Annotated in this window: 14 protein-coding genes and 1 pseudogene; 10 read left to right on the top strand and 5 right to left on the bottom strand. The window is 39.1% G+C overall.

What is annotated here, in order from left to right; genetic code table 11:
• Positions 1-233: 233 nt before the first annotated feature.
• The 7 genes and pseudogenes from dptF (at position 234) to PPIS_RS22370 (ending at position 11,453) form a co-directional block, all read left to right on the top strand.
• Positions 234-1,829: a DNA phosphorothioation-dependent restriction protein DptF gene (gene dptF, locus PPIS_RS22340; protein ID WP_010377941.1), complete on the top strand. Its 1,596-nt coding sequence runs from the start codon at positions 234-236 to the stop codon at positions 1,827-1,829.
• A gap of 1 nt (position 1,830) precedes the next feature.
• Positions 1,831-3,165, top strand: a complete 1,335-nt coding sequence (gene dptG, locus PPIS_RS22345) for a DNA phosphorothioation-dependent restriction protein DptG (RefSeq protein ID WP_010377943.1) — start codon at positions 1,831-1,833, stop codon at positions 3,163-3,165.
• Positions 3,146-8,206, top strand: a complete 5,061-nt coding sequence (gene dptH / locus PPIS_RS22350) for a DNA phosphorothioation-dependent restriction protein DptH (RefSeq protein ID WP_010377946.1) — start codon at positions 3,146-3,148, stop codon at positions 8,204-8,206. Before dptG ends, dptH begins: the two co-directional genes overlap by 20 nt.
• 15 nt (positions 8,207-8,221) lie before the next feature.
• Positions 8,222-8,923 (top strand): ParB N-terminal domain-containing protein, encoded by a 702-nt coding sequence (locus PPIS_RS22355; protein ID WP_010377948.1) that lies wholly within the window; start codon positions 8,222-8,224, stop codon positions 8,921-8,923.
• 9 nt (positions 8,924-8,932) lie between these two features.
• A pseudogene (locus PPIS_RS22360) lies at positions 8,933-9,960 on the top strand (IS3 family transposase); the annotation flags it as partial.
• A complete protein-coding gene (locus PPIS_RS22365) occupies positions 9,908-10,300 on the top strand; it encodes a hypothetical protein (protein ID WP_019647449.1) in 393 nt (130 codons plus the stop codon). The pseudogene PPIS_RS22360 and the gene PPIS_RS22365, both read left to right, overlap by 53 nt.
• A 1-nt stretch (position 10,301) precedes the next feature.
• Complete coding sequence (locus tag PPIS_RS22370) at positions 10,302-11,453, top strand: potassium channel family protein (RefSeq protein WP_010375364.1); 1,152 nt, start codon at positions 10,302-10,304, stop codon at positions 11,451-11,453.
• Between the two features lie 94 nt (positions 11,454-11,547).
• Here PPIS_RS22370 and dndE read toward each other — a convergent pair whose 3' ends face one another.
• From dndE to dndB, 4 genes are read right to left on the bottom strand one after another with little or no spacing between them, the layout of a single operon-like run.
• A complete protein-coding gene (gene dndE / locus PPIS_RS22375; RefSeq protein ID WP_010375361.1) occupies positions 11,548-11,886 on the bottom strand; it encodes a DNA sulfur modification protein DndE in 339 nt (112 codons plus the stop codon).
• On the bottom strand, positions 11,886-13,850 hold the full coding sequence (dndD, locus tag PPIS_RS22380) for a DNA sulfur modification protein DndD (protein WP_010375359.1): 1,965 nt from the start codon (positions 13,848-13,850) through the stop codon (positions 11,886-11,888). Before dndD ends, dndE begins: the two co-directional genes overlap by 1 nt.
• The gene (gene dndC, locus PPIS_RS22385) at positions 13,850-15,505 is read right to left on the bottom strand and encodes a DNA phosphorothioation system sulfurtransferase DndC (RefSeq protein WP_010375357.1); all 1,656 of its coding nucleotides are present in this window, start codon (positions 15,503-15,505) and stop codon (positions 13,850-13,852) included. The genes dndD and dndC overlap by 1 nt, the downstream gene beginning before the upstream one ends.
• Positions 15,498-16,586: a DNA sulfur modification protein DndB gene (gene dndB, locus PPIS_RS22390; RefSeq protein ID WP_010375355.1), complete on the bottom strand. Its 1,089-nt coding sequence runs from the start codon at positions 16,584-16,586 to the stop codon at positions 15,498-15,500. The genes dndC and dndB overlap by 8 nt, the downstream gene beginning before the upstream one ends.
• 152 nt (positions 16,587-16,738) lie before the next feature.
• On the opposite strand from dndB, the gene dndA reads away from it, so the two are divergent.
• Both dndA and PPIS_RS22400 read left to right on the top strand, forming a co-directional pair.
• On the top strand, positions 16,739-17,848 hold the full coding sequence (dndA, locus tag PPIS_RS22395) for a cysteine desulfurase DndA (RefSeq protein WP_249031272.1): 1,110 nt from the start codon (positions 16,739-16,741) through the stop codon (positions 17,846-17,848).
• A gap of 39 nt (positions 17,849-17,887) precedes the next feature.
• On the top strand, positions 17,888-18,436 hold the full coding sequence (locus PPIS_RS22400) for a hypothetical protein (RefSeq protein WP_010375352.1): 549 nt from the start codon (positions 17,888-17,890) through the stop codon (positions 18,434-18,436).
• Here the strand turns inward: PPIS_RS22400 and PPIS_RS22405 are convergent.
• Positions 18,431-20,503, bottom strand: coding sequence for a DNA phosphorothioation-associated putative methyltransferase (locus PPIS_RS22405; protein WP_010375349.1), 2,073 nt, complete (start codon positions 20,501-20,503; stop codon positions 18,431-18,433). The genes PPIS_RS22400 and PPIS_RS22405 overlap by 6 nt on opposite strands.
• A gap of 360 nt (positions 20,504-20,863) precedes the next feature.
• Here PPIS_RS22405 and PPIS_RS22410 point away from each other — a divergent pair, with 360 nt between their 5' ends.
• Positions 20,864-21,217 carry a hypothetical protein gene (locus PPIS_RS22410; RefSeq protein ID WP_010375345.1) on the top strand — a complete coding sequence of 118 codons (354 nt, stop codon included), beginning with the start codon at positions 20,864-20,866 and terminating at the stop codon, positions 21,215-21,217.
• Positions 21,218-21,400 lie beyond the last annotated feature (183 nt).

The following is a 21,400-nucleotide window of genomic DNA, read 5'->3' on the forward strand; positions in this document are numbered from 1 at the left end:
ATGGGCTAGCCCATCTATATTTGTTACTTTTAACAGTTTGAGTTAACCCTAGTTTTAACGGTCTGGCAAAAAATATCTAACACTTTGGTGGCAAAGGCTTAGAAATTTGACGCAAATCACTACAAAACTTACGGATTTTCGGGTTTAATACTCTCAGCATTCGTTTACATCTAATTTCAAATGAATATATACAGCGGTTAAGGATGAAGTAACCGCTCACGAACAGGATCTTTATGCGCTTAAAAGAAGCCCTCAGTGTCATGTCTATGGCATCTCCCTATGCTGTGTCTACAGAAAGAAGTGAAGACAAAACGAATCTTCAACGTCGAATAAAGGAAGAGCTATATATTGAAATGCCAATTGAAGTTGATGTTAAAAAGCAACTTTCAAGTATGGCTTCTGGTTCTAAAGAAATTTTCTTTTTATGTGGTAGTAGTGGTGATGGGAAATCTGAATTACTTACTAAATATAAAAAGCAGTTTGATGCCCGTATAAAGTTCCATTTAGACGCTACACATAGCTTTGAGCCAAATAAAAATGCGATTCAAACACTAGATAAAGTATTTTCTGACTTTGATGAAGGTACCTACCCACTTGTGGTGGGAATTAACACCGGTATGCTTGGTAACTATGCCGAAGAGGGCGAAAATGAAGCTTTCAAACAGGCAATTAAAGCTTACCTTTATGAAGGTGTTAAAACTTCTGGCAATATAACTTTTATTAGCTTTGAGGATTATCCAAAATTTTATATTGACCAAGCTGGTTACACGGCAGAATTTGCGCAAAAATTTTTAGCGCGTTTGACGGCGAGAGATAATAACTTAATCCGCCAGCTTGTGGATAAAGATATTGCAGAATACAAAGATAAAGAAAGTCGCCGTATTCAAGCTAATTTCGAATTAATAAGCATTCCGGCAGTTCAAAAAAACATTATCGAACTTCTTTTTAAGGCTTGTTTAATGCGCGACCAATTTTTAACTGCACGAGCACTGCTAGACTTTACCTTCTCGTTAATTGCTGGACCTAACTACTTATTTGATAACTTATTTGCTGGTGGCGATAACGAGCTAGCAAATAAACTTGTTGATTTCGATCCTGCACATATTCGAACTAAAAGTATTGATTCATTTGTGATAGAGAAAGACTTAGGTCTTACAGATCAAATGTTTAATGAATATCGTTCAGAGCTTACACAAATTGGTATAGAACCGTTATCAAGTGCGCTTTCATATTTAAGGCTTTTCTATGTGCTTAAGGGAGCTGAATTTAGCAACAATTATCACGCGAAATTTGCACAAGATTTTAGTGAAAGTCTTATTGAGCAATATGTTCAGATTTACCAACTACATAGAGACTTCGATAATAGTGCTGAGCAGCGAAAACTCTTAAAGCCTTTTTATAGTGAGTTACTTCGCTCGGCAATTAGAAAGTACAACAACCGTAATGCGCCGCAATTAGATAAAAGCCAATATTTGATTAAAGAACTTAACGGTTACCAGTTAGTTGCAGAGCTTGAAGTCAAAGCTGATAATAAAAATATAATCAACCACTTACCCAAAAGCTCGGCCAGTTTTACAGCATGTCTAAATGTAGAAGGTGAACCGCTAAAAATTCCTGTTAGTTTAAATTTACTTAAACTTATAAAGCGTATAGAAGACGGTTACCGACCAAATAAACACGATAAAAATACAGTCGTTTTGTTAGACGAACTAATCGAAGACATTTCTAAAGTCGCAAATAAGGTTAATACACTCAAAATAGTGAAGGGCAGTACCAGTATTGGTATCAAAAAAGTTGATGAAGATGAATTTGAAGTGAGTGGTATTTAATATGTTAAAAGAAACACTAACACCACCAGATAAAAATGGATTTGGTTCATTCTTACCACTAAGAACAAAGGATAAACACTACAAGTTTTGTTGGGATACCATACTTGGTTTTTTTGTACATTTGCTCTATGACAAAGCGCTTGTAACTGAAAGTACAGACAGCTTTAAAGAGTTATGCAAAAAACGCCTTACAGAAAAAGTAGATGAAGCTGAGCTTTGGACGGTGCTTGAAAAAATGTACTTTGAGAACGACCAGCTTTTTAAAGTGTCGCCCGAACTACTGATTTTTAAATCAGTAAAAGAGGAAATTAGTGAAAATGATAAGAAAATGGGAGCGATGTTTGCTGGGTTGTTAAATGGTTTTAGCTTAGTCAAGTCACCTGAAAGCGAGTTAAACTTTTTAGAGAAAGAAATAAAAGACGAGTTTGACAATTTTTATGTAACAGGTAAAAAAGCTGATGCAAAGTATAAAAAGCTTCCTACCTATTTACCTTTTCTCACTGCTTATTTTCAAAAAGACTTAGCCTTTTTAAACGAGCACCCACACTACTTGCTTAATAACTTCAATGCGATGATCAGGTTATACGGATTTTTGTATATTGCACAAACGGCATTGAATATAAAAGATTGGTCAAACGGGGAGCCTAAAAGTAAGCCTTGCTTTTTTATCGTAGATAATGAAAGAGCAAGTGAAGAGCGTACAAAAGTAAAAACCTTTGGTTATAAACAACTTCATGAATATATACACTTTTTATTCCCGTATTTGTTTATGAATGAAGCGCTCCAACCGGATGACAATATTCGCCCGCTGTGGCAGCTTTATACTGAATTACAAGAGCAAAGCAACGACGAACAACAAAGTACTTTGGCAAAGCTTAACCAATTCGGGAGAGAGTTTGTTGAACAACGTGTTGCAGCTAAGCGTTTTAACAACGAGCAAACTTGGCAAAATCAAGAGAGTATTGAAGACGCAATTAGCGGGCTATTAAAAGTAACTTATGCTCAGTTTGATAGAAAAACAGGGCGACTAGCGCAATATAACGAAACACCTGTAAAGGGCATGATTAACCATATACTAAACCCTTTTATTCAAAAAAGAGGTAAAGCGGGGCAAGTACTTACCTTTAATCAAGATTTAGTCGTGCTACTTACAAACCTAGCAATAGGTACACTAGAGAAACTTCGTTTTCACGAGCTTATAAAAGAGTTCGAAGCCAGAGGCGTATTTTTTGATAAACAAAGCCAACAAACCCTAATCGATTTTTATGAGCGCATGGGCAATGTTGAAAGAATGAGCGATAGCGGGGATGCAGTATATGTTAGAAAAACAGTTTGAGGAATTTTTAGTCGCTCATTTTAACCAGTGGGCAAATACTGAAATAAAAGTCGGTTTCAGATACCAGTTCACATGCCCAGATGCAGAGAAAGGTTATAAACTTTATCAAGCGTTTATCAAAGAATCACAATCTCACATTAATGTAAAAGGTATCGATTTACCTACGATAAAGTATGGTGATGTTGAGCTAATTCCGGTTTATGAAGGTGAAAACTTTACCGAAAACTACATTGCACATTTACGAGATGAAGTATCAGCGCTTGAAGGAGAAACCAAAGGCACAGCTTTACTTGTTATACATAATTCATTGCTTGATACGCTTAAAAACTCAACTGAAGACGTTGCGCAACTAGGTGCTGTTTGGCATCCACAACAAATAAAGCTGCTTTTACATGGTTTAATTGACCAAAAATGCGATCTTGCACAAATTTCTGAATGCTTACTTGAAGTTAGCTTTGAAGAAATACTTGAAGACGGTGCGACCATGTTTGGCTTTGAAAAGCTGTATTATGCAATTGCCGATGGTGATTTACGTGTCGAAGAAACCGGCAGATTGCCAGATGAACAGCTTAATAAGGGCACTTGGGATAATAAAGAAGCAATTAGGGAGCGTTTGGAAGATAACAGGAAGTTAAGTGAGCAGCTTGATTTCATTACGCACCATTATCCTAATGAGCTTGAGGACAAATTAGCTGCACTTGATTTTAGCGAAAAGTTTGTAAGAGAACACTTCCCAAAAGACGATGTTGAACGATATAAAACAGACCTAGATCTAGAAGAATGTTTTGATGAACAAAGAAAAAACCGCACCGAGCTTTTAGAGCTTGAGAATATTAAAGCTCCGCATGTTGAGTACATTGCAAAAACAAAAACTGAAAGCAGTGCAGGGCTTAGAGAAAACCACATTTTGTTATTTTTAGAAGCAGAACAAAATGCATTTGAGTTAGATTTAAGCTTTATCAAACAAAAACTAAAAGATAGTTATTGTTCGGTACAGCATGATAACTACGAGCAAAAAGCCGTGGTCACAATTAAAAACTTAGGCGGCGTACGTAGCCGTGCGACAGTAACTGGCAGCTTTAACGGGCAAGCAAGATATATCGCAGTACAAGTTAAAACAGATAAACCCAAAGAAACCCACAAGTTTAAAATTTTAGTACTGCGCAAAGGTGACTTTTTTGAAGAAGGATTCAAACACAACTTTTTGATTGAGGCAGATAAAAAAAAGCAATACATCACATTACAAACTGACGATAACTCCCTACAAATAGCTGAAGAGGGTAATGTAGTTACCGTACAAAAAAACGAAGAGTGTTTTAGCAACCAAGAGTTTGCCACGATTGATTTTAAAAAGCTTGCCAGTGAGTCAGACGAAGTATGCTTTACGGTAGAGGGTAAAGAAGCAAAACTTACTTTTAATGTTGAAGGTGAAGTTTCAACTGACTCCTTAGCGTTACCGTTATTGCTGGACCAAGGGCGTTTTAATCACTTATTTGAAGACAATTACTACGGGCAATTTAACCGCAGCAAAAATAAAGTCCAAATTGATGGTAAAGAAATTGCGCCAAAAGCTAAGCGACTAACCATATTGCAATATGAAGCCGAGCTGGTTGATAGCGCTATTTTATGTCAAAAGGGTAATGAGCAAACGCTACTGCATGATATCGAAGGTGTATATAACGAGCTATTTTTAGCGTATCGCGATTTATTCGATTACTTACAAAAAACTAAAACACTTATCAGCCTTGCCGGTTGGGGTAATGAGTTACGTCAAATCATTAGCAAAGTTGTAGCGGTTTACCAGCATGAGATTAATCAAATCCCTTTTAATGCGCCATTAAACGAGTCACAAAAAACGTTGGTGAATATTGGTTTTGCTGAATTTGCAGAGCAGGAATATATAACACCCTTACACCCGCTTGTTCTAGCTTACAATGCCAATCTAGCACGAGTGTTAGCGGAAGATAAGCAAACCAGCGGCAGCTTTAAAAAGCTACCGCCAGTCACAATTAACCGTTTAACTGCGCAAGGTTTAATGCCGTTTGTGTACGATGCGAAACATGATTTCTCATACAACCATTCAGAGAAAGAAAATGTTTTTTGGTCAAAGCTTATTCCGCAGCAAGAAAGCAGTTATGACTTTGTTCGCAGTTTAGTAAAAGACAAGGTAAACAAGTTCACAGCTGCCTTTAAACATCTGTTTGTTGCAGGTAATAAAACTACCTTGATTATTAACTCAGTTAACAATCAACAAAATAAAGAAGTCTTTTTAGGGTTAATTGACTACATTAAACTGAAAAAGGACAAGGTCACAAACATACATGTGAATTTGTACGACGAAACCGAAAGCTACTGTTGGTTTGATAAGTTTGCAGACACAGCAAGTTATGATGAACTAAAAGACCTGTGTGAACTTAATAAAGGTCCAGCTAACACTCAAGCCGATAGCATTATTGATTTGCTACGTACACGTTTAACCTATAGCAAGTTTACGCACGACAAAGGTGAAAAAGCGCAAGCATATGCCCATATTAGCTTTTTCAAAAATAATGAGCGTGTAAAAGCAACCGATGTTGATGTGTTAAAGCAAAAAACGGGTGTTGCGTGTCATGGTTTGATGCCAGGCGAAGCAGCTTCGAATGTGAACGGGTATTATTACACTGCTTTTGGTTTAAAAGGTATTGATACTAGCGAAGCACCGCAGCTTGAACTTATTGCCAAGTACAGTGGCTTAGTCAAACCTGCGCGCAGCCAACACGAAGAATACAACCCATCACGCTCACAAGCGCTTGTGGTGACAGAAGAGTTTAAAACGCTACTTGAGCGCTCTTACGAAAACTCTATTTGGACAACAATTATTGACCCTAAAGTCACTTTAGAGTTTTTTGAAAGCCAAAAGAATATGGTGCTTATTCATTACTCAGATAACTACACAAACTCAGTAAATTACGACGCGATTACCGTAACTAAGCAAACAGGTTTGTATAACAAGGTACTTGAAAGTGATAACGGCGGTATTATTGAAGAGTTCAATGCCTTTAACGGCGAATGGTTACTTAACCTCGTTACTGCCAATGACAACGAGCGTAAAGAAAAACGCGGCATTATTTGTGCCTACAAATATGTAAATTGTTTACTCGCTAAAAGTGATATTACTTGGGTGCCGCTTTCAATTGCAGAAGTAATTCGTGTGGCAGGCAACCTTGGTTTAAATATGGCTGATAGTGACTTGTCACGTTTGGCGCAGGGCTTTAAAAAAGGCGTGATCTCTGACGACATCTTGTTTGTTGGCTTTAAAGACCAACAAATTATTTTACTGCCTGTAGAGGTTAAAACCGGTAAACGCCAAACCCACAGTAAAGGTGTTAAACAAGCACAAGAGTTAAAAAGCTACTTTGAATCTTTACTTGGTCAACAAACATTAGCAGGACACTTATACCGTGGTTTGTTTATGCGCCAAGTGTTGATGCAAATTGATAAATACAAACTTTATAACGTGTATAGAAATGATTACTTTAATGTAATTGAAGACAACAGCGAGTATTGGCTACAAGGTGATTATCAACTTGCTGAGTTAACTGATTATCCAGCTGGGTTATTGTTTGTAAATGTTGAAGACACTGACTTTACTCATGCTGCATTTACACCAATTCAAAATATACTCAAAGTCGAGCTACCAGCAGCGTGCCTAAGCCATTGGGTAAAAACCCCAATGCAAACACTGTTTAAAGAGCTTACACCAGCCAAATTACACCATATTAATGCGCGATATATTTTAGAAGCTGAGGCAACAACTCAACTTGTAGTACTTGATGATAAAGTTACAAGTGAGGAAAGCGATAAAGAAGACAGTAAGCTGAAAACGACGACAGGTAGTCGTATTATCGAACTTGCAGATATTGGTTCACTGAATGAGATGAAAGGCGAACAGCCGACTCTGAGCCAAGTTGCAGAGCCAAACAAATCACTTGTTAAACGCAAAACAATGAGCGAAGAAGAACTAGAAGCATTTTATCAAAGGGTTATTGACTGCTACTACAGTTACAATATTCCCGTATCAAGGCCTATCAGTGAGGCTCCTTATGTTGAAGGGCCTGCGTCTATCTTGTTTAGAGTGGAGTTAAACCCCGGCACCGACCCACGTAAGCTTTTTGAAAAGGCGCAAGCGTTAAAATTAGATTTAAAGCTAGAGCAAGAACAAGAAGTCGGTTTTGCTATTGATAAAGGTTGCGTGACTTTTGATGTGCCTAAAAACGATAGCCAACGCTACTATGTTGATCAAAATGATATTTGGCCGGCTTGGCAGCGCCCAGAGAATGCCCTTGAAGTACCACTGGGTGAAGATAGATTTGGCAATGTTGTAAAAATTAACTTTTCTTCTTCAAACTGCCCACACCTTTTAATAGGTGGTACTACAGGTAGCGGCAAATCTGAAGCGCTTAATACCATTCTCTATGGCATGTGTGAGCATTACTCAGATGCTGAGCTTAAGTTAATGTTGATTGACCCCAAAGGTACAGAGCTTAATGACTTTGAAAAATACCCACACTTACTTGGTCAAATAGGTTGGGATGACGAAGATGCGCTTACTCTTTTAACGCAAGCCGTAGAAGAAATGCAAACCCGCTACAAGCAGTTTAAAGAACAAGGTGTGCGTTCATTGCCGGAGTACAATGCAAAAGTTGACAAAGAATCTCGGATTCCTTGGTGGGTGTTAGTACTAGATGAGTACGCTGATCTCACGTCTGACAAAGATATGAAAAAAGATATTGAAGCTGAGCTTAAACGCTTAGCTCAAAAAGCCCGTGCTGCGGGTATTCATTTAATTATCGCCACACAAAAACCAAGTGGCGATGTCATTAGCACAAACTTACGTTCAAATTTACCAGCCCAGCTTGCGCTGCGAGTTAAAAATGGTACTGAAAGTCGCGTTATCTTAGATGAACAAGGCGCAGAAGTACTAAACGGTAAAGGCGATGCTTATCTTAAATCAGAAGGTAAGTTAGTAAGGATTCAGTGTGCTAGAGTTATTTCCATTTAAGCAAGGTTATTTTAAATGATACAGACTAGGGATATCAGCGTTAGATTAGAACAATTAGTTCTTGATCCTAATAACTATAGATTGTTCGGGGAAAAAAATACCAAATTAATACTTGATGAAAAAGCTGAAGAGTTTCAACCACAAACTTTCAAAAGGCTTGAAACACAGCGATTGGGTGAGTTAAAGGACTCAATCCGAAGTCACGGCTTTCTTGAAATGGAACGTATAGTAGTAAGGGTTCTAGATACAGTAGAGAACCAAGAATTAGAATTAACTAATGCTGATAAGAAATTTCTTGTAGTTGAAGGTAACAGGAGAACTGCGGCTCTTAAAAGTTTGAAAAATGAAGCGAGCCCAGAGCTTGCAGAGAAATTAAAAAACATCAACGTAATATTAATCGAAGGAACTAAGCAAGATATAAAGGTTTATTCAGCTACCTTAATGGGAATAAGGCATGTATCAGGTGCAAAGAAATGGGATGGTTTTCAAAGCGCTAAACTGATCCATGATTTACATATGGAAGGTAAGAAATTTACTGAAATAGGTTCTATCTTAGGTATTACTAATAGGGAAGCTGGTCGAAGATATCGAGGTTTTAAGGCATTTGAACAAATGAAAGAATCTACTTTTAAAGATAAAGTTGAACCTCGACATTACGGATTATTGTTAGAGTTTTTATCACCTTCAAAAAAAGGTCGCGAATGGTTAGGTTTGTAGTGGCATCAAGAACGGAATGGCCAGTCCCCATTAGCTTCACCAATGACACCCGAACAAATTGAAATCCGCGAACTTAAAAAGCAAATCCAACGTATTGAATTAGAAAAGGATATATTAAAAAAGGCTACCGCTCTCTTGATGTCCGACTCCCTGAACAATTCTCGTTAATTGAGAAATTAAATCAACGAGAGCGTTACCCAATTAGCGTGTTGTGTAGCGTATTCAATGTGCATCGCAGCAGCTATAAATATTGGGCCATACGGGATACAACGCCTACACCAGAGCAAATAAGGCTAGAAGCTGAAGTTAAAGCCATACATGCAATGAGCGGCGGTTCAGCTGGGGCACGGACAATCGCAGCAATCGCAACGAATAACGATTTTGAATTAAGCCGTTATCGCGCCGCTAAGCTAATGGTTAAACTAAAACTAGAGAGCTGCCAAGTACCACAACATCAATATAAAAGGGGTGGTAATGAGCATCTTGAAATCCCAAATTTGCTAGACAGGCAGTTTGATGTTGTTGAGCCGAATACGGTGTGGTGCGGTGATGTGACGTATATTTGGACAGGCAATCGCTGGGCCTATTTAGCGGTCGTTGTTGATTTATTTGCACGTAAAGTCGTTGGTTGGGCAATGTCGTTGTCGCCAGATACTAGCTTAACGCTAAAAGCGCTTGAACTCGCGTATGAAAGCAGAGGTAAACCAAGTGGATTGATGTTTCACTCAGACCAAGGAAGCCATTATACAAGCTTGAAGTACCGCCAACGTTTATGGCGCTATAAAATTACACAAAGTATGAGCAGGCGCGGAAATTGTTGGGATAATGCGCCAATGGAGCGATTTTTTAGAAGCTTTAAAACGGAGTGGATGCCAAAGGTTGGATACGAAAACTTTAAAGATGCTAAATATGGTGTGAGTGATTATATCAACGGATATTATAACAACGTTAGGCCTCATCATTATAATGCTGGTTTAGCGCCAAATGAATCTGAGGTTAGATACCAAGATTCTAAAACTGTGGCCAAAATTAGTTGACCACTACAGTTGGAATGATACGACTTATCAATTTGAGAATAAAACCAAACTTGATATTGTGTATAGTGCGATAACAGTGAATGACGAAGGGATTTTAGAAGTCAAAAATCCCGGCGACGCAAGAAAGTTCGTCACACTTATAGATACTAAATATGTAGATGATTTAGAAGCAGGCACATCAATACATAATTTACCTGATCCAGATGATTTAAAGGAAAGTGGTAAATTAAAAAGAATTAAGTCCTTTATTGCTTTTCTTGATAAAAATTCGTTTAACACTCTTGAAATGGAAAGCTTAAATGATCTTCTTAGTTCTCTTAATGAGGAATTAGGAGGTTAACATGGAGCATGAAATTGATTACCAGTGTTTCGTGACTTTCTTGAAAGAAGGACTTGAGGACACTGATGATAAAAAACTTAATGAACTAGAAACATTAGTAGAGTTTTATGAAGAGTTCCCACCAGATGAGATTGATGACACGGATAGTGATTACGCTAAAGAAGAGTTAGAGAGGATAGCTAGAGCTGTTTTACCGAATTTACGAAGGAAATTGCATACTGAAGAAAAGCAATGGCTAATGATAAAAGATGGTAAATTTGTTTTAGTTACCCAAGCAACTGATGAGGTAGAACCTAAAGATATAAAAGCGCAACTAAATAATAAACAGCTTGATCTTATAGATAGAAGTTTAACTGAAATTGATAATCGCCATAGAGAAGCATTGCTTAGCTTATTTTCTGAAATGTACGAAAAAAGCGCTACCGTCATAGAGCAATTTGAGCTGCTTGAAAAAATATATTTATCTTATCAATACAGTATTGAGAAAGATGTTAATTATATTGAATTCCTTCGTAAGCTGTGTGACTTTTGCGAAAAATATCCAAGTGAAGTTTTTTATAAGGATTCTTATAAATATTATGAAGACTTAGCAAAATACTATCGAGCGAAATATGAGCATGCTGACTCTGCTCAATCTTTAAAATCTGCTTTGTTAGTATTGGAAAAGACAAGCAAAAAAGATGATTTACTACCACTAAAGTTAAAATTTACTCGTGCAATGCGAATTCAATATGGCTTAGCAGGTGATGAACCAAATGCGTCTGAAACCTTTATTGAGGAAAATAAGTTAAATCGAAGGATACTTGGCAAATCTGAAAAAAGTTGGATTCATATAATCTCCGATAACTGTCAAAACCCTTCAAAAGTTGCTAAAAGCGCTTTTTGGTTGGTATTACTCTCAACAATTATTTTTTCTTTCGTCGGAATAAAGTCAGCTTCAGACATACAGTCATTTTTCGAAGGGGATAAATATTGGTACATAGTTTTATGGGACTCTTTTTACTTTAGTGTTGTAACGTTTACAACTTTAGGGTACGGAGATTTTTCACCTGGTAATGGAATTAGTCGGGTAATGGCTAATATAGTTTCGGTTTCGGGCTTGTTACTTAGTAGCTTATTCTTGGTTACTTTGGTAAGAAAATACGGAAGGTAACGACATTAAATGATGTGGGGTTGAAAATTAGCCATTTGTATAGCTGACATTTAGGTTATTATCAACTATACAAAATAAGATGTTCGGTAGTTTTTTATAAGTTAAGGCTATAACTAATACCTCTATTCAAATGTAACTTAACAAAATCACCAAAGTGCACACTTTCTAGTTGTGCACTTTGTTTCTGAAAAGCCTCTCGTAAAACCGCTAAATACACATCAGCATATTCGCCAGCAAATACCTTCCACGTCATTTCAACATTGCTGTCGCTTGGTATTTCTTCAAACGGTGGTACAGAGTCTTCAGCCAGTGACATGCACAGTGCCCAGCGGCATAGTACATTCCAGTTTTCGATGCCTGTTTTGCTTTTTAAGCGAATAAGCTGCTGCTTTTGTTTTTCAGAAAGTTTGATAGTGTCGATTGTATGTAACATTAAAAATACCCTTCTGAAATAGTCGATGTAGTGGCTTGTTCGTTGTAGCTAATGTGGTATTCGCGGCTAATTGCAGGTTTAAGCTTATTGTAGTAATCACCCATGATTTCTTCATCGGTAGAGAGCAGTAATACTTGGTTTGCTGCAAACGGGAAGTAGCCTTCAATTAAACGAGTACGGTGTTTTCCGTCTAATCGCCCAAGTGGGGTGTCGATAACAGTTGGTAGCTCTTTACCCGACGCTTCTGAAAGCCCCCATAAAATTGCAATCGCAAGTAGTTGTCGTTCACCAGCCGAAAGCCTGCTGGGTGAGAGTTCTTCACCGGTTTGTGCAAGTAGTGTAAGAGAAAAGCTGGTAGGGCAAATATGCACACCACTTATTAACTGCTCTTTACGAGTAAGGGCAATAAACTTTTCAGTAATTGTATCTTGCAGTAGTTCGATATTTTCTTTTATTAAGCTTTTTGCAAAACCTTGCATGGTTTCTTTTAACTTACCAATATGGTCAACCACTTGTAGCGAACGTTTTTGTTCAAAGGTGTCTTTACTTTGTTGCGTAAGTAGGTTGGTGTAACGCTGATTTAGCACGGCGTGCTTTGCTTGTGCTTGTTCAAGCTCGGCTGATTTGGCTTTAATCAGTGTTTGTGCGTTTTTAAATTCAGCTTCAAACTGTGCCAATTCACTTAATACGTGTTTTACAGTTTCGTAATCAGGAATTGATTCTTCTTTTTTCTCAAATAGCGCTTTTTTCTCAAGTAGTAATTCTCGCTCTTTAATAAGCGCTTCGCGCTCTTGTTGGTCAAGCTCAAGCTTTGCTTCAAGCCCATTAAATAAGTTACTTGGTAAACCCACATAGCTTTCAACATTGGCAAGAGCTTTGCGTTCAGTAGCCATGCTTGCCATAGCGTTTTCAAGTGCAGTGCGCGCTGCTTCTGACAGTGTTTGCCCTTCAAGCGATTTAAGTAAAGTTGCCTCATAGCTTTCAATGGCTTTATTAAGTGCGCTGGCTTCGCTTGCTTGTTCTTCAAGTGCTGTTTGTTTTTGTGTTTGCTCAAGTAGTGGCTTAATTAAGCCAAGCGGCCCGATGCCGGAATCTAGCTTAACGCGTTGTTGTTGGTTGTCTTTTAACTTTTGCGCTATTGCACCGAGTTCAAAGCGAATTTGGTCACGCTCTTCAATGAGGTGTGCGCCTGAGTCACGTACTTTTTGTCTTGCTTTGTTAATATCAACATTGATTTTGCCTTGCTGGTTTTTCAGCTTAGCAATTTCAACGCTTAGCGCTTCAATAATATCGTTGTTTGCTTCAATATCGGTTTCACAGGTTTCAACCTTTTCAATTACACTTGTATCTAGATTTTCTGCTTTGCGTTTGCGCTCAATGTTATTCAAATCTAGGTGTAATTGGCTGAGCAAATCTAACCCTAGCAGGTTTTCAATGCCTGTTTTAATGAGTTCATTACTGCGCTCTGGGTGCGCGAGGTTCTCTATTTTTTCGCCATCGAAAAAGAATAAGTCAGAAAGTGACATAGGTATAAACTCGTTTACAAATTCATCCCAGTGTTCGCTGATGTATTGGTCGTGTTCACCATTGCAGCTTACTGTGACTTTATCTTTTGAGTTTTCAACTTGCTTTGCTACTTTCCACTCGCGGCGCACAGTAAATGTTTGTGCTTCTGTGCCTGTGGTGTGGCTAAATGTTAGCTCTAATGAAGCTTGCTCTGATTTAGCGACGTATCGGTTTAGCGTACTGGCTAGGTATGTACCATAAGCTAGATTTCCTCTGTTAGAGCATTTGGCATGTTTGCCGTATAGCACGAGCTGCAATGCATCTAAAAAAGTGGTTTTACCGCCACCATTTAGCCCACCAAAAAGAATAACAGGTTTGTCGTTTGAAACAGATAAATCAACCGTGTGTGTGCCTTTGTAAATACCAAAGTTATGTAATGTAAGAGACTGCAATAACATTATTCTACCTCCACAACTTCAATTTCTGGCAGGGAGCTATAACCTTGTTCTTTAATACACTTAGTGATCATGTGGATCTTGTCTTTTATTTCTTCTTCTTCTTTTGTTGTGAGGCTTTGATCGTTTGTTAGCTTAATATGTAAACGATGACGTTCGCGCTCTAGGGCAAATTCTTTTGCTTCAAACATGCTGTTGAATGCACCTTTGTCGAGCACATCATTAAGTTCATCGCCCAGTTTTGCTCTGCGAAGCTGGTTCCGGTATTTGTTTGCAACGCTCATGGTGGCGCGAATTTGCTGATACAGTAAGCCTTCTTTATCGCCATGTTGCTCACAATAAGTTTTTAATTTACTTAACGTGTCATTGTTTAAAATAGGGTGGTGCGCGCGGCGTTTACCTGGATATGGCTTTTTAATTACTTTCTCATATATTTTTGGCAAGTTGTCTTCAATTTCGTGTTTATCTTCAAGCCAAATTTTTCGAATCGCTTCTAACTCTTCAATTGGTAGTAGCTCTAGGTTTTTGACTTCAGGCGGCCCCATGTGCTGCACAGCTACTTGTGCTTCAAGCACTTTTTTGAGCATGTGCTCACGGAATGACTGAATATAAGGACCGTGCACTACGTCTGCGCCATGTTTAGATACGTGCACGGTAAGTGTGCCATTCATACGGCGGAAATCTCGGTTGTTGCGATCTCGGCGCAGCTTTTCGAGTTTTTTCTCTCGATTACTATCGTTAATCTCCAGTTCGTTACGCAGTGAAACAAGCGGATACATCCACTCTTTTTCTTCGTCGTTTGAGATCATGGCGTTCATTGATTTGTCTTCAGTTACCATAGTACATACGTAACAGCCAAATCGGCTATCGCCACAACTTTGGGTTGACTTGTCTACTACTAGTGGGCATTCGCCGCCTTCTGTCGCGCCTTGGTACATGCCCATTAAATCGTGATTAGGGAAATTCCATGGATTTTTAACGCTGTTTAAGTAAACCCAAACATCATCGTTACTCCATGTTGAAATAGGCGTATACACCCAAACTCGCTCTAGTGACCCATTCTCAGTTAAGCCAAGGGCTTTACGGGTATTGGTGGTTGAGTTCTCAAATTTCTCCATTACAGCTGCACGGGCGGTACTCTCTGCTTTACGAGTACCGAGTATTAAAATAGCTTCACCATTTTTATTCGCAAGGTTTTGGATAAAGGTATTTGAAGGTGATATTTTCAAACGATCAGTACACCAACGAAACTTCATTCGCGGTGCGGGGTAGCCTTTGCCAATTAAGTTAACCCAAAAACGGTCTTTAATTTCTGGCGTTAAGCGGTGTGGCACGATTGGTAATTGTTGTTCATCTGCAGAGGCTTTCATTCTATCGAGTGATTTTTCAACCCATAAAGCAACAATTGGGTTTTCAACCAACGTATCTGTACTAATTACATGTACTTTTTTGTTTGCTTTGCCTTCTTCTTTTAGCTCTTGCAGGGCATACCAAACCAACTGCAAAATGGCCGTTGAGTCTTTACCGCCACTGTAACCTAATACCCAAGGAATACTGTCGCTCATGTAGAGCATTTTAATATGGTCGATACTTTGCCTAATGGCTTCTTTTAGCCCGCCAGCAAAAGCAGAGTGTGACTGTACTACACTATCAGTCATTATTTGCCCCTTTGAATGCTTGTTCAGCACTTTGCTCTTTGTTCGTAAGCGTTACTTTTAAAAATTCTTTAATTTTGATACAGGTAAGTTCAGCAGCTTTGCGGTTATTGGTCATTGCATTGTTGTTTACGCAGCGTCCGCGCCATGCATTATTGCTACGCGACCAATTAATCTCACTTAAGCCTTTGAGTGTTTTTTGCCATTGCGAATCGTGTTTTAGTAAATAGGCACCAAGCATTCCTAAAGCATGAAGTGTAACGGCGTGTGCGTGAATTGATTCGTCACGTAAATCTCCGCCAGATGCTTTGTCTTCACATACCAGCTGCCATGCAGGCATATTGTTTAGCACTTCATGCCAAAACTCAGTTGCTATAGGCATGAGTGACTCATAATTTTTTTGATTTATGGTCCCAAGTAGGTACTTGGTGGCTTTATTAATTGCGCTGTGACTAACTAGCTTTTTAGAACGTACACCTAGATTACTTTTTTCCATATGAACAAGCTTTGTAAACTGTTCACTTCTAAACACTACCGTTTTTGAAAGTATGGCATCAGGCTTGTCATCGTAAGTGATACTCAGTGACGAGTCTGTTTTCACCGGATAAAGGTTTAAGTCTTTAAAAATGCGTTGGCGTTCTTCGAGCGTTTTATTGCTAAAAAACACTACGGATATAGATTCATCAGCCAGTGAAGGGTCAGCCTTTATTGCTTCTAAAATAGCGGCATTACGGTGTTGCCCGTCTGTGATAAATAGTTCAGCGTCTTCATCAATTAAAAGAGTACCAATTTTTTGTTCGTGCTTGCTTTCGCCAATTGGCACAAACTCACTTACACCACTAATACATGCGGTAAGCGCTGAAAAAACGTAGTTTTCTCGGTTATCGAGAATATAGTTTGCTATATCAGGTATACGCTCTTCATTAATGATACGCTGTGCGCGTTGGTCTACAGGTAATTGGCTTTCATCAAAGGTAAATATTTTATTTAACCTTTTTAGTGGGCACATAACGATGTAATATTCTGTTTTTGCTTGGGTTCCCCTGATTGCAGGAAAGGAAGTACCCGATACGATTTGGCTCATTGCTACTTTTTGTATTGTGTTTTTTCTGTTTAGTTCGTAGTTTATTGTTTTTGTTCGTACGAACAGTTTGCGCAAATTCTACAGTATAGTGACTAAATTGTCTGTGAATATTTATAAGTTTTTTTGGAGTGATAATGACTGCCTATCTTGATATGAACGCAACTTCGCCAGTCTCTAAAGAAGTTGCTGATTTAGTATACAAACTGATGGTTGAAGAGTTTGGTAATGCTGGCAGTCGGACTCATGAATTTGGTGCATTAGCTAAAAAACACGTTGAAACTGCAAGAAAGCAGGTCGCAGAAGTAGTTGCAGCTGATAAATCTGAAGTTATTTTCACAAGTGGTGCTACCGAGAGTAATAACATTGCAATTCTTGGTTTAAAAGAATATGCAGAACAAGAAAATAAAAAACATATTATTACCACGCGGATCGAGCATAAGGCGGTGTTAGAGCCAATTGAGCATTTAGAAAAAAATGGCTTTGAGGTGAGCTATCTAGACGTGGGGGAAAGCGGGCTGGTAGATCCTCAGCAACTTAGAATATTATTGCGAGAAGATACGGTACTTGTGTCAATTATGCATGTTAATAATGAAACTGGGTGTATTCAGCCAATTTCTGAAATATGCGACGTGCTTAGCTTGCATGAAGTTTACCTACATGTAGATGCTGCGCAAAGCTTTGGCAAGTTGAGCGAAGATTTAAAAAATCAGCGTATTGATTTAATCAGCGCAAGCGGACATAAAGTTTATGCACCTCAAGGTGTGGGGTCACTTGTCATGCGTAAACGCGGATTTATAAAGCCACCATTAAAGCCAATCTATTTTGGAGGTGGGCAGGAAAGGGGACTGCGTCCTGGTACGTTACCGGTTCCTTTAATTGCTGGTTTTGGTTTGGCGTGTGAGATAGCCGCAAAAAATGGTGAAATGTGGCAAACGCATGCTGCTTCTTTAAAGCGATCGTTAATGGTTGAACTGGATAAAATTGGTGCGCAGTATAATGGCGAGAACTCCTCTCCGTATGTTTTAAATTTCTCAGTGCCGGGCGTTAATTCAGAAGCTGCTATGGTTATGTTTAAAGGGGTCGCAGCTGTATCAAATGGTTCAGCTTGTACTTCATCAAGTTATACACCTTCACACGTATTGACAGCAATGGGGTTAGACGACGAAAGGGTTTCGGGGGCAATTAGAATGTCCTGGGGAGGTTTGGTAGATAGTTTACCTGTTGAACAAATTATTGAAGCTTTTAGAAAAATTCAGCTCTGATAGAAATTCAGCTGAAAGAGTAAAGTAAGGAAATGTTTTATGGAATCTTTAGTAAAAGCATCACCAGCGATTGTCACATTAATGGTCTTGATTTTTGGATTCTTACTTCATCAATCAAAAACTGTAAAAGAAAAGCTCGCAGAAAAAGATGTTCAGATATTCTATGATGCTCTCGACAGCTATTTTTTGTATGTCGATTCAGTAAATCTATTCTTAAACTTATCAGAAACCTTTTTTTCAAATCATGCGATAAAAAAAATAGCACTACCTGGCTTTTTTTCTGAACAATATGCTACGTCGTATCAAGATTTTTTTGTGAACATAAGGGGGATAAAAAAAGCTATTTTTCTAGCCAAAGTTTTGGAGGAGGGGGGACTTTCTAAAGAGTTGAGTGAGTATTTTGAAAGTTCAACGAGAATTGCTAAAGATATATTTGATGTGTCTGAGGGCGATTTGACAACTCTTAAAGAGATAGATGTTCAGTTGGTTGAGGAGAGGTTAGAGGCACTACAGTGTTCCATGCAAAAATTAAGGTCGTTAGAAGAGAAGATAGTTTATTTATTTGCTCAAGCTAAAAATAATTTATAGCTTGATTTTAATGTTAGTGTTTTTCCATATGTTACCTTTCAACTCCACCCCCCAATACTCAAACACCTTTAGCAGAATGTTCCAATTGGGCCATTCTGCTCTTGGTACGCCTTTAAGCATATCGGCAAGCTTCTTATCGAAGCGCTGCTGCGCTCGGTGTGCCTTGGAGCTGTTTTCAAGAAAGTCGATTTTGTTGTACAGCGGTTGCTGTGGGTATTCGTTGCCATAGTAAAAGTAGTCAATGTCTTGCTCGGCCAGTTTCACTTTTATGCGTTCGGTGAGTAGCGGGAGTTTTTTGTTGTAGTCGTCGTATTTAAGTAGAGTGACTTTGCCTGAGCGCATATGAATTTTAATTAAGTCAATGTCGTCTAAATCGCCATATAGCTGGGCGGCACAACCAATGTAGACTCGCAAGACTGCTGGTAGCAGATTGAGGCAGGCTCTTGGCAGAATATAGCTGTGGCTATGATTAAACTCGCCTAGTTGCAACGATGAATAGGTGTGATGGCAAGCTTCACCTATGTTGACTGGATCTGAAATTGAGAATAATAATTGTCTTGCCTCGTCAATGGCTTGATTAAAGCTGGTAAAGTGGCTTTTTATGTCTCTTAGCAGGCGGTTGGGCAAATGGCTTTTCGCTTGGCGTTTACCAAATAGGCTGAGGGCAAAGTATACCAATAAGTCTTGTTTGCGTTTTAGCTGTGCGTTTTTAAAATCTTGGAAGTCAAAATGGTCACATACTAATTCAAACGCTTTATTGTGGCTCGCAATGATGGCCCGCAACTCATCACTTTGTTCAAATTCGTTATTGGCGGGTACTCTGCCAAAGTGCAAACAATGCTGCCAAAATTGCTCAAATAATGCTGGGTGTTTTTCGAATAGGCTTTGCTTTACACGCGTAGGTAATTGTTTGGTGGTTGGACGCTTTGTAATATGCTGCCATTCGTGAGCTTGAAACTGTAGTTCAATATGGTGTAACTCGAGTAATTCTGGGCATTTAAATACAGCAATGATCCCTTGCCCAAACGGTACCGTTTTTACATTTAGGGTGTGTTCTATAAATTCTCTGATCTGTGCTTGGCTGTAATACTTTTGAAACGTATTTCGTTTGGTGATCACACCGTCTTTATAAGGTTTGAATTGCTCTGTAATGGCGGAATTGGTGAGCATAACAGAAACTACGATTAGTTTGTCGCATAACGTGTATGCTTGGCGTAACGTGTCTACACGTTCGTTATAGTCTTCAATTACATTGAGTACAAAGCCTAGATTGACAATGTCGCTTTTTACTTTTTGCCCTTCTGGTTTATGGACAGGGTCCCAGGCATTGATATTAAGGCCGCTTGCTTCTAGCTCGCGATGGTCATCCCCTAGGCCGCAGCCGTAGTCTTGAATTGAATATTCACCGTTAAGGTATCCAAACTTGGCAAGTTTTTGAAATGGTGCAGAGAGCCTGTCACGGTTTATTGCGGTCAAGTGTCGTTGAATTACTTGTGTTTGCTCTGCGCTCGGCTCGGTTTTTTGCTGGGATAATTGTTCACAAGAGTGCAGCCGGCCGTATTCATCTAGCTGATACCCTTGCCGTTTGATTAATGCGCCCCACTGCTTTTTAAAGCCTATCGTTTTGGTGTTTTGATAAAGGCCAATAGCTTCACCTTCTTTGGTGATAGATTCAAATTCAGCAAATTTTGGATAGTCAGGCAACACAAAAGCTTCTTTACGATGCAAAATGGGTGGGTTGTCGGATTTTGAATAGTCAGCCTGTTTAGCTGTGCTTTCGAGAATATCAATAGTAGTGCTGTGCTGTAGCGCTGGGTAAGCGTAATCATCAAAATCAGGGTAGTGGAGTAAGGTGATTTTAAAGTCACGTTTGAGCAGTTTAAGTACGTTCCATGGCGCTGAAAGCTGATGGCTGTTAATTTGTTGCTCAAGGAGGTTTTGCAACTCCTCAGGTAGTGCTGAGCATATCGCCGAGTGGTGCACGTATACGGCATTTGGTAGTTGCTTGCCAAACTTAATTGCTTTAACAAGCTTTTTATATTCAAGAAAGTTTAGCTGGGTCGACATGTTCAAAATAATAGTAATAGGCGCGTCCGCGCTTTTGGTATTTTAACTGCCCGCGCTCACGGCGATGCATCAGCTCGCAGCCACTGATCTTTAGTAACTTTTGGGTTTGTTTGCTGGTTAACCAGTGGCCTTTTTCAGACATTTTTGTTTGGTTTTTGATTTCCTTTGTATTGACTATAACCTTGTTGGGCTTAAATTGCAGGTGATTATTAAAGTAGTTTAGTCATAGCAAAATATTGCTTGTCGAAGTTTTTCAAGATATTAAGCCTAAGAGTGAAACCCAAAAATGGTAAAGTGACGGCTGGTTACTTTTTGAGTAAGCTCTTTTTAATCAGCACTTTTAGCATAAAGGATAGCCCGATGAACCAAGCCCTTAAGTTTTTACTGTCTATCATAATCGTCGTCGTGACTTTTGTCGTGTCAGCAACCTTGGCTGGGATGTTGGCGGAATATGCGGGCTGGTGGAAGAAGCCGGTGATAGGCGGTGTAGCAGCGGCTTGTGTGGTGTTGTCGGGTTATATAAGTGCGCCGGTGTATAAGCTGTATTCTGCGGCGGTGTGGTTATTGATTGGTGCAGGTGCAGCTTGGGTGATGTCGAGTGTGTTTATGTATGCTGAAGATGCCGACACCTCAGTGCCTTTGTATGTTACCTATGCAAGTGGTGTGGTTGCTTTAGTGCTTTGTTGGGGTTTGGAGCGTCGAAAGGTTGTGTGAGGGGTTGGTTCTCTGTAATGGGGTGCAAGAGATCGTCGCGTAAAGCGGCTCCTACCAGCGGGGGCTAGTGTGATGAGAGCGGATTTATTCCGGGATGTTTTATGTAGAGATCGCCGCGTAAAGCGGCTCCTACCAGCGGGGAGCTAGTATGGTATGAGGGGATTTATTCCGCGATGTTTTATG

Origin of the sequence: Pseudoalteromonas piscicida, from assembly GCF_000238315.3 — a bacterium.
GTDB lineage: Bacteria > Pseudomonadota > Gammaproteobacteria > Enterobacterales > Alteromonadaceae > Pseudoalteromonas > Pseudoalteromonas piscicida.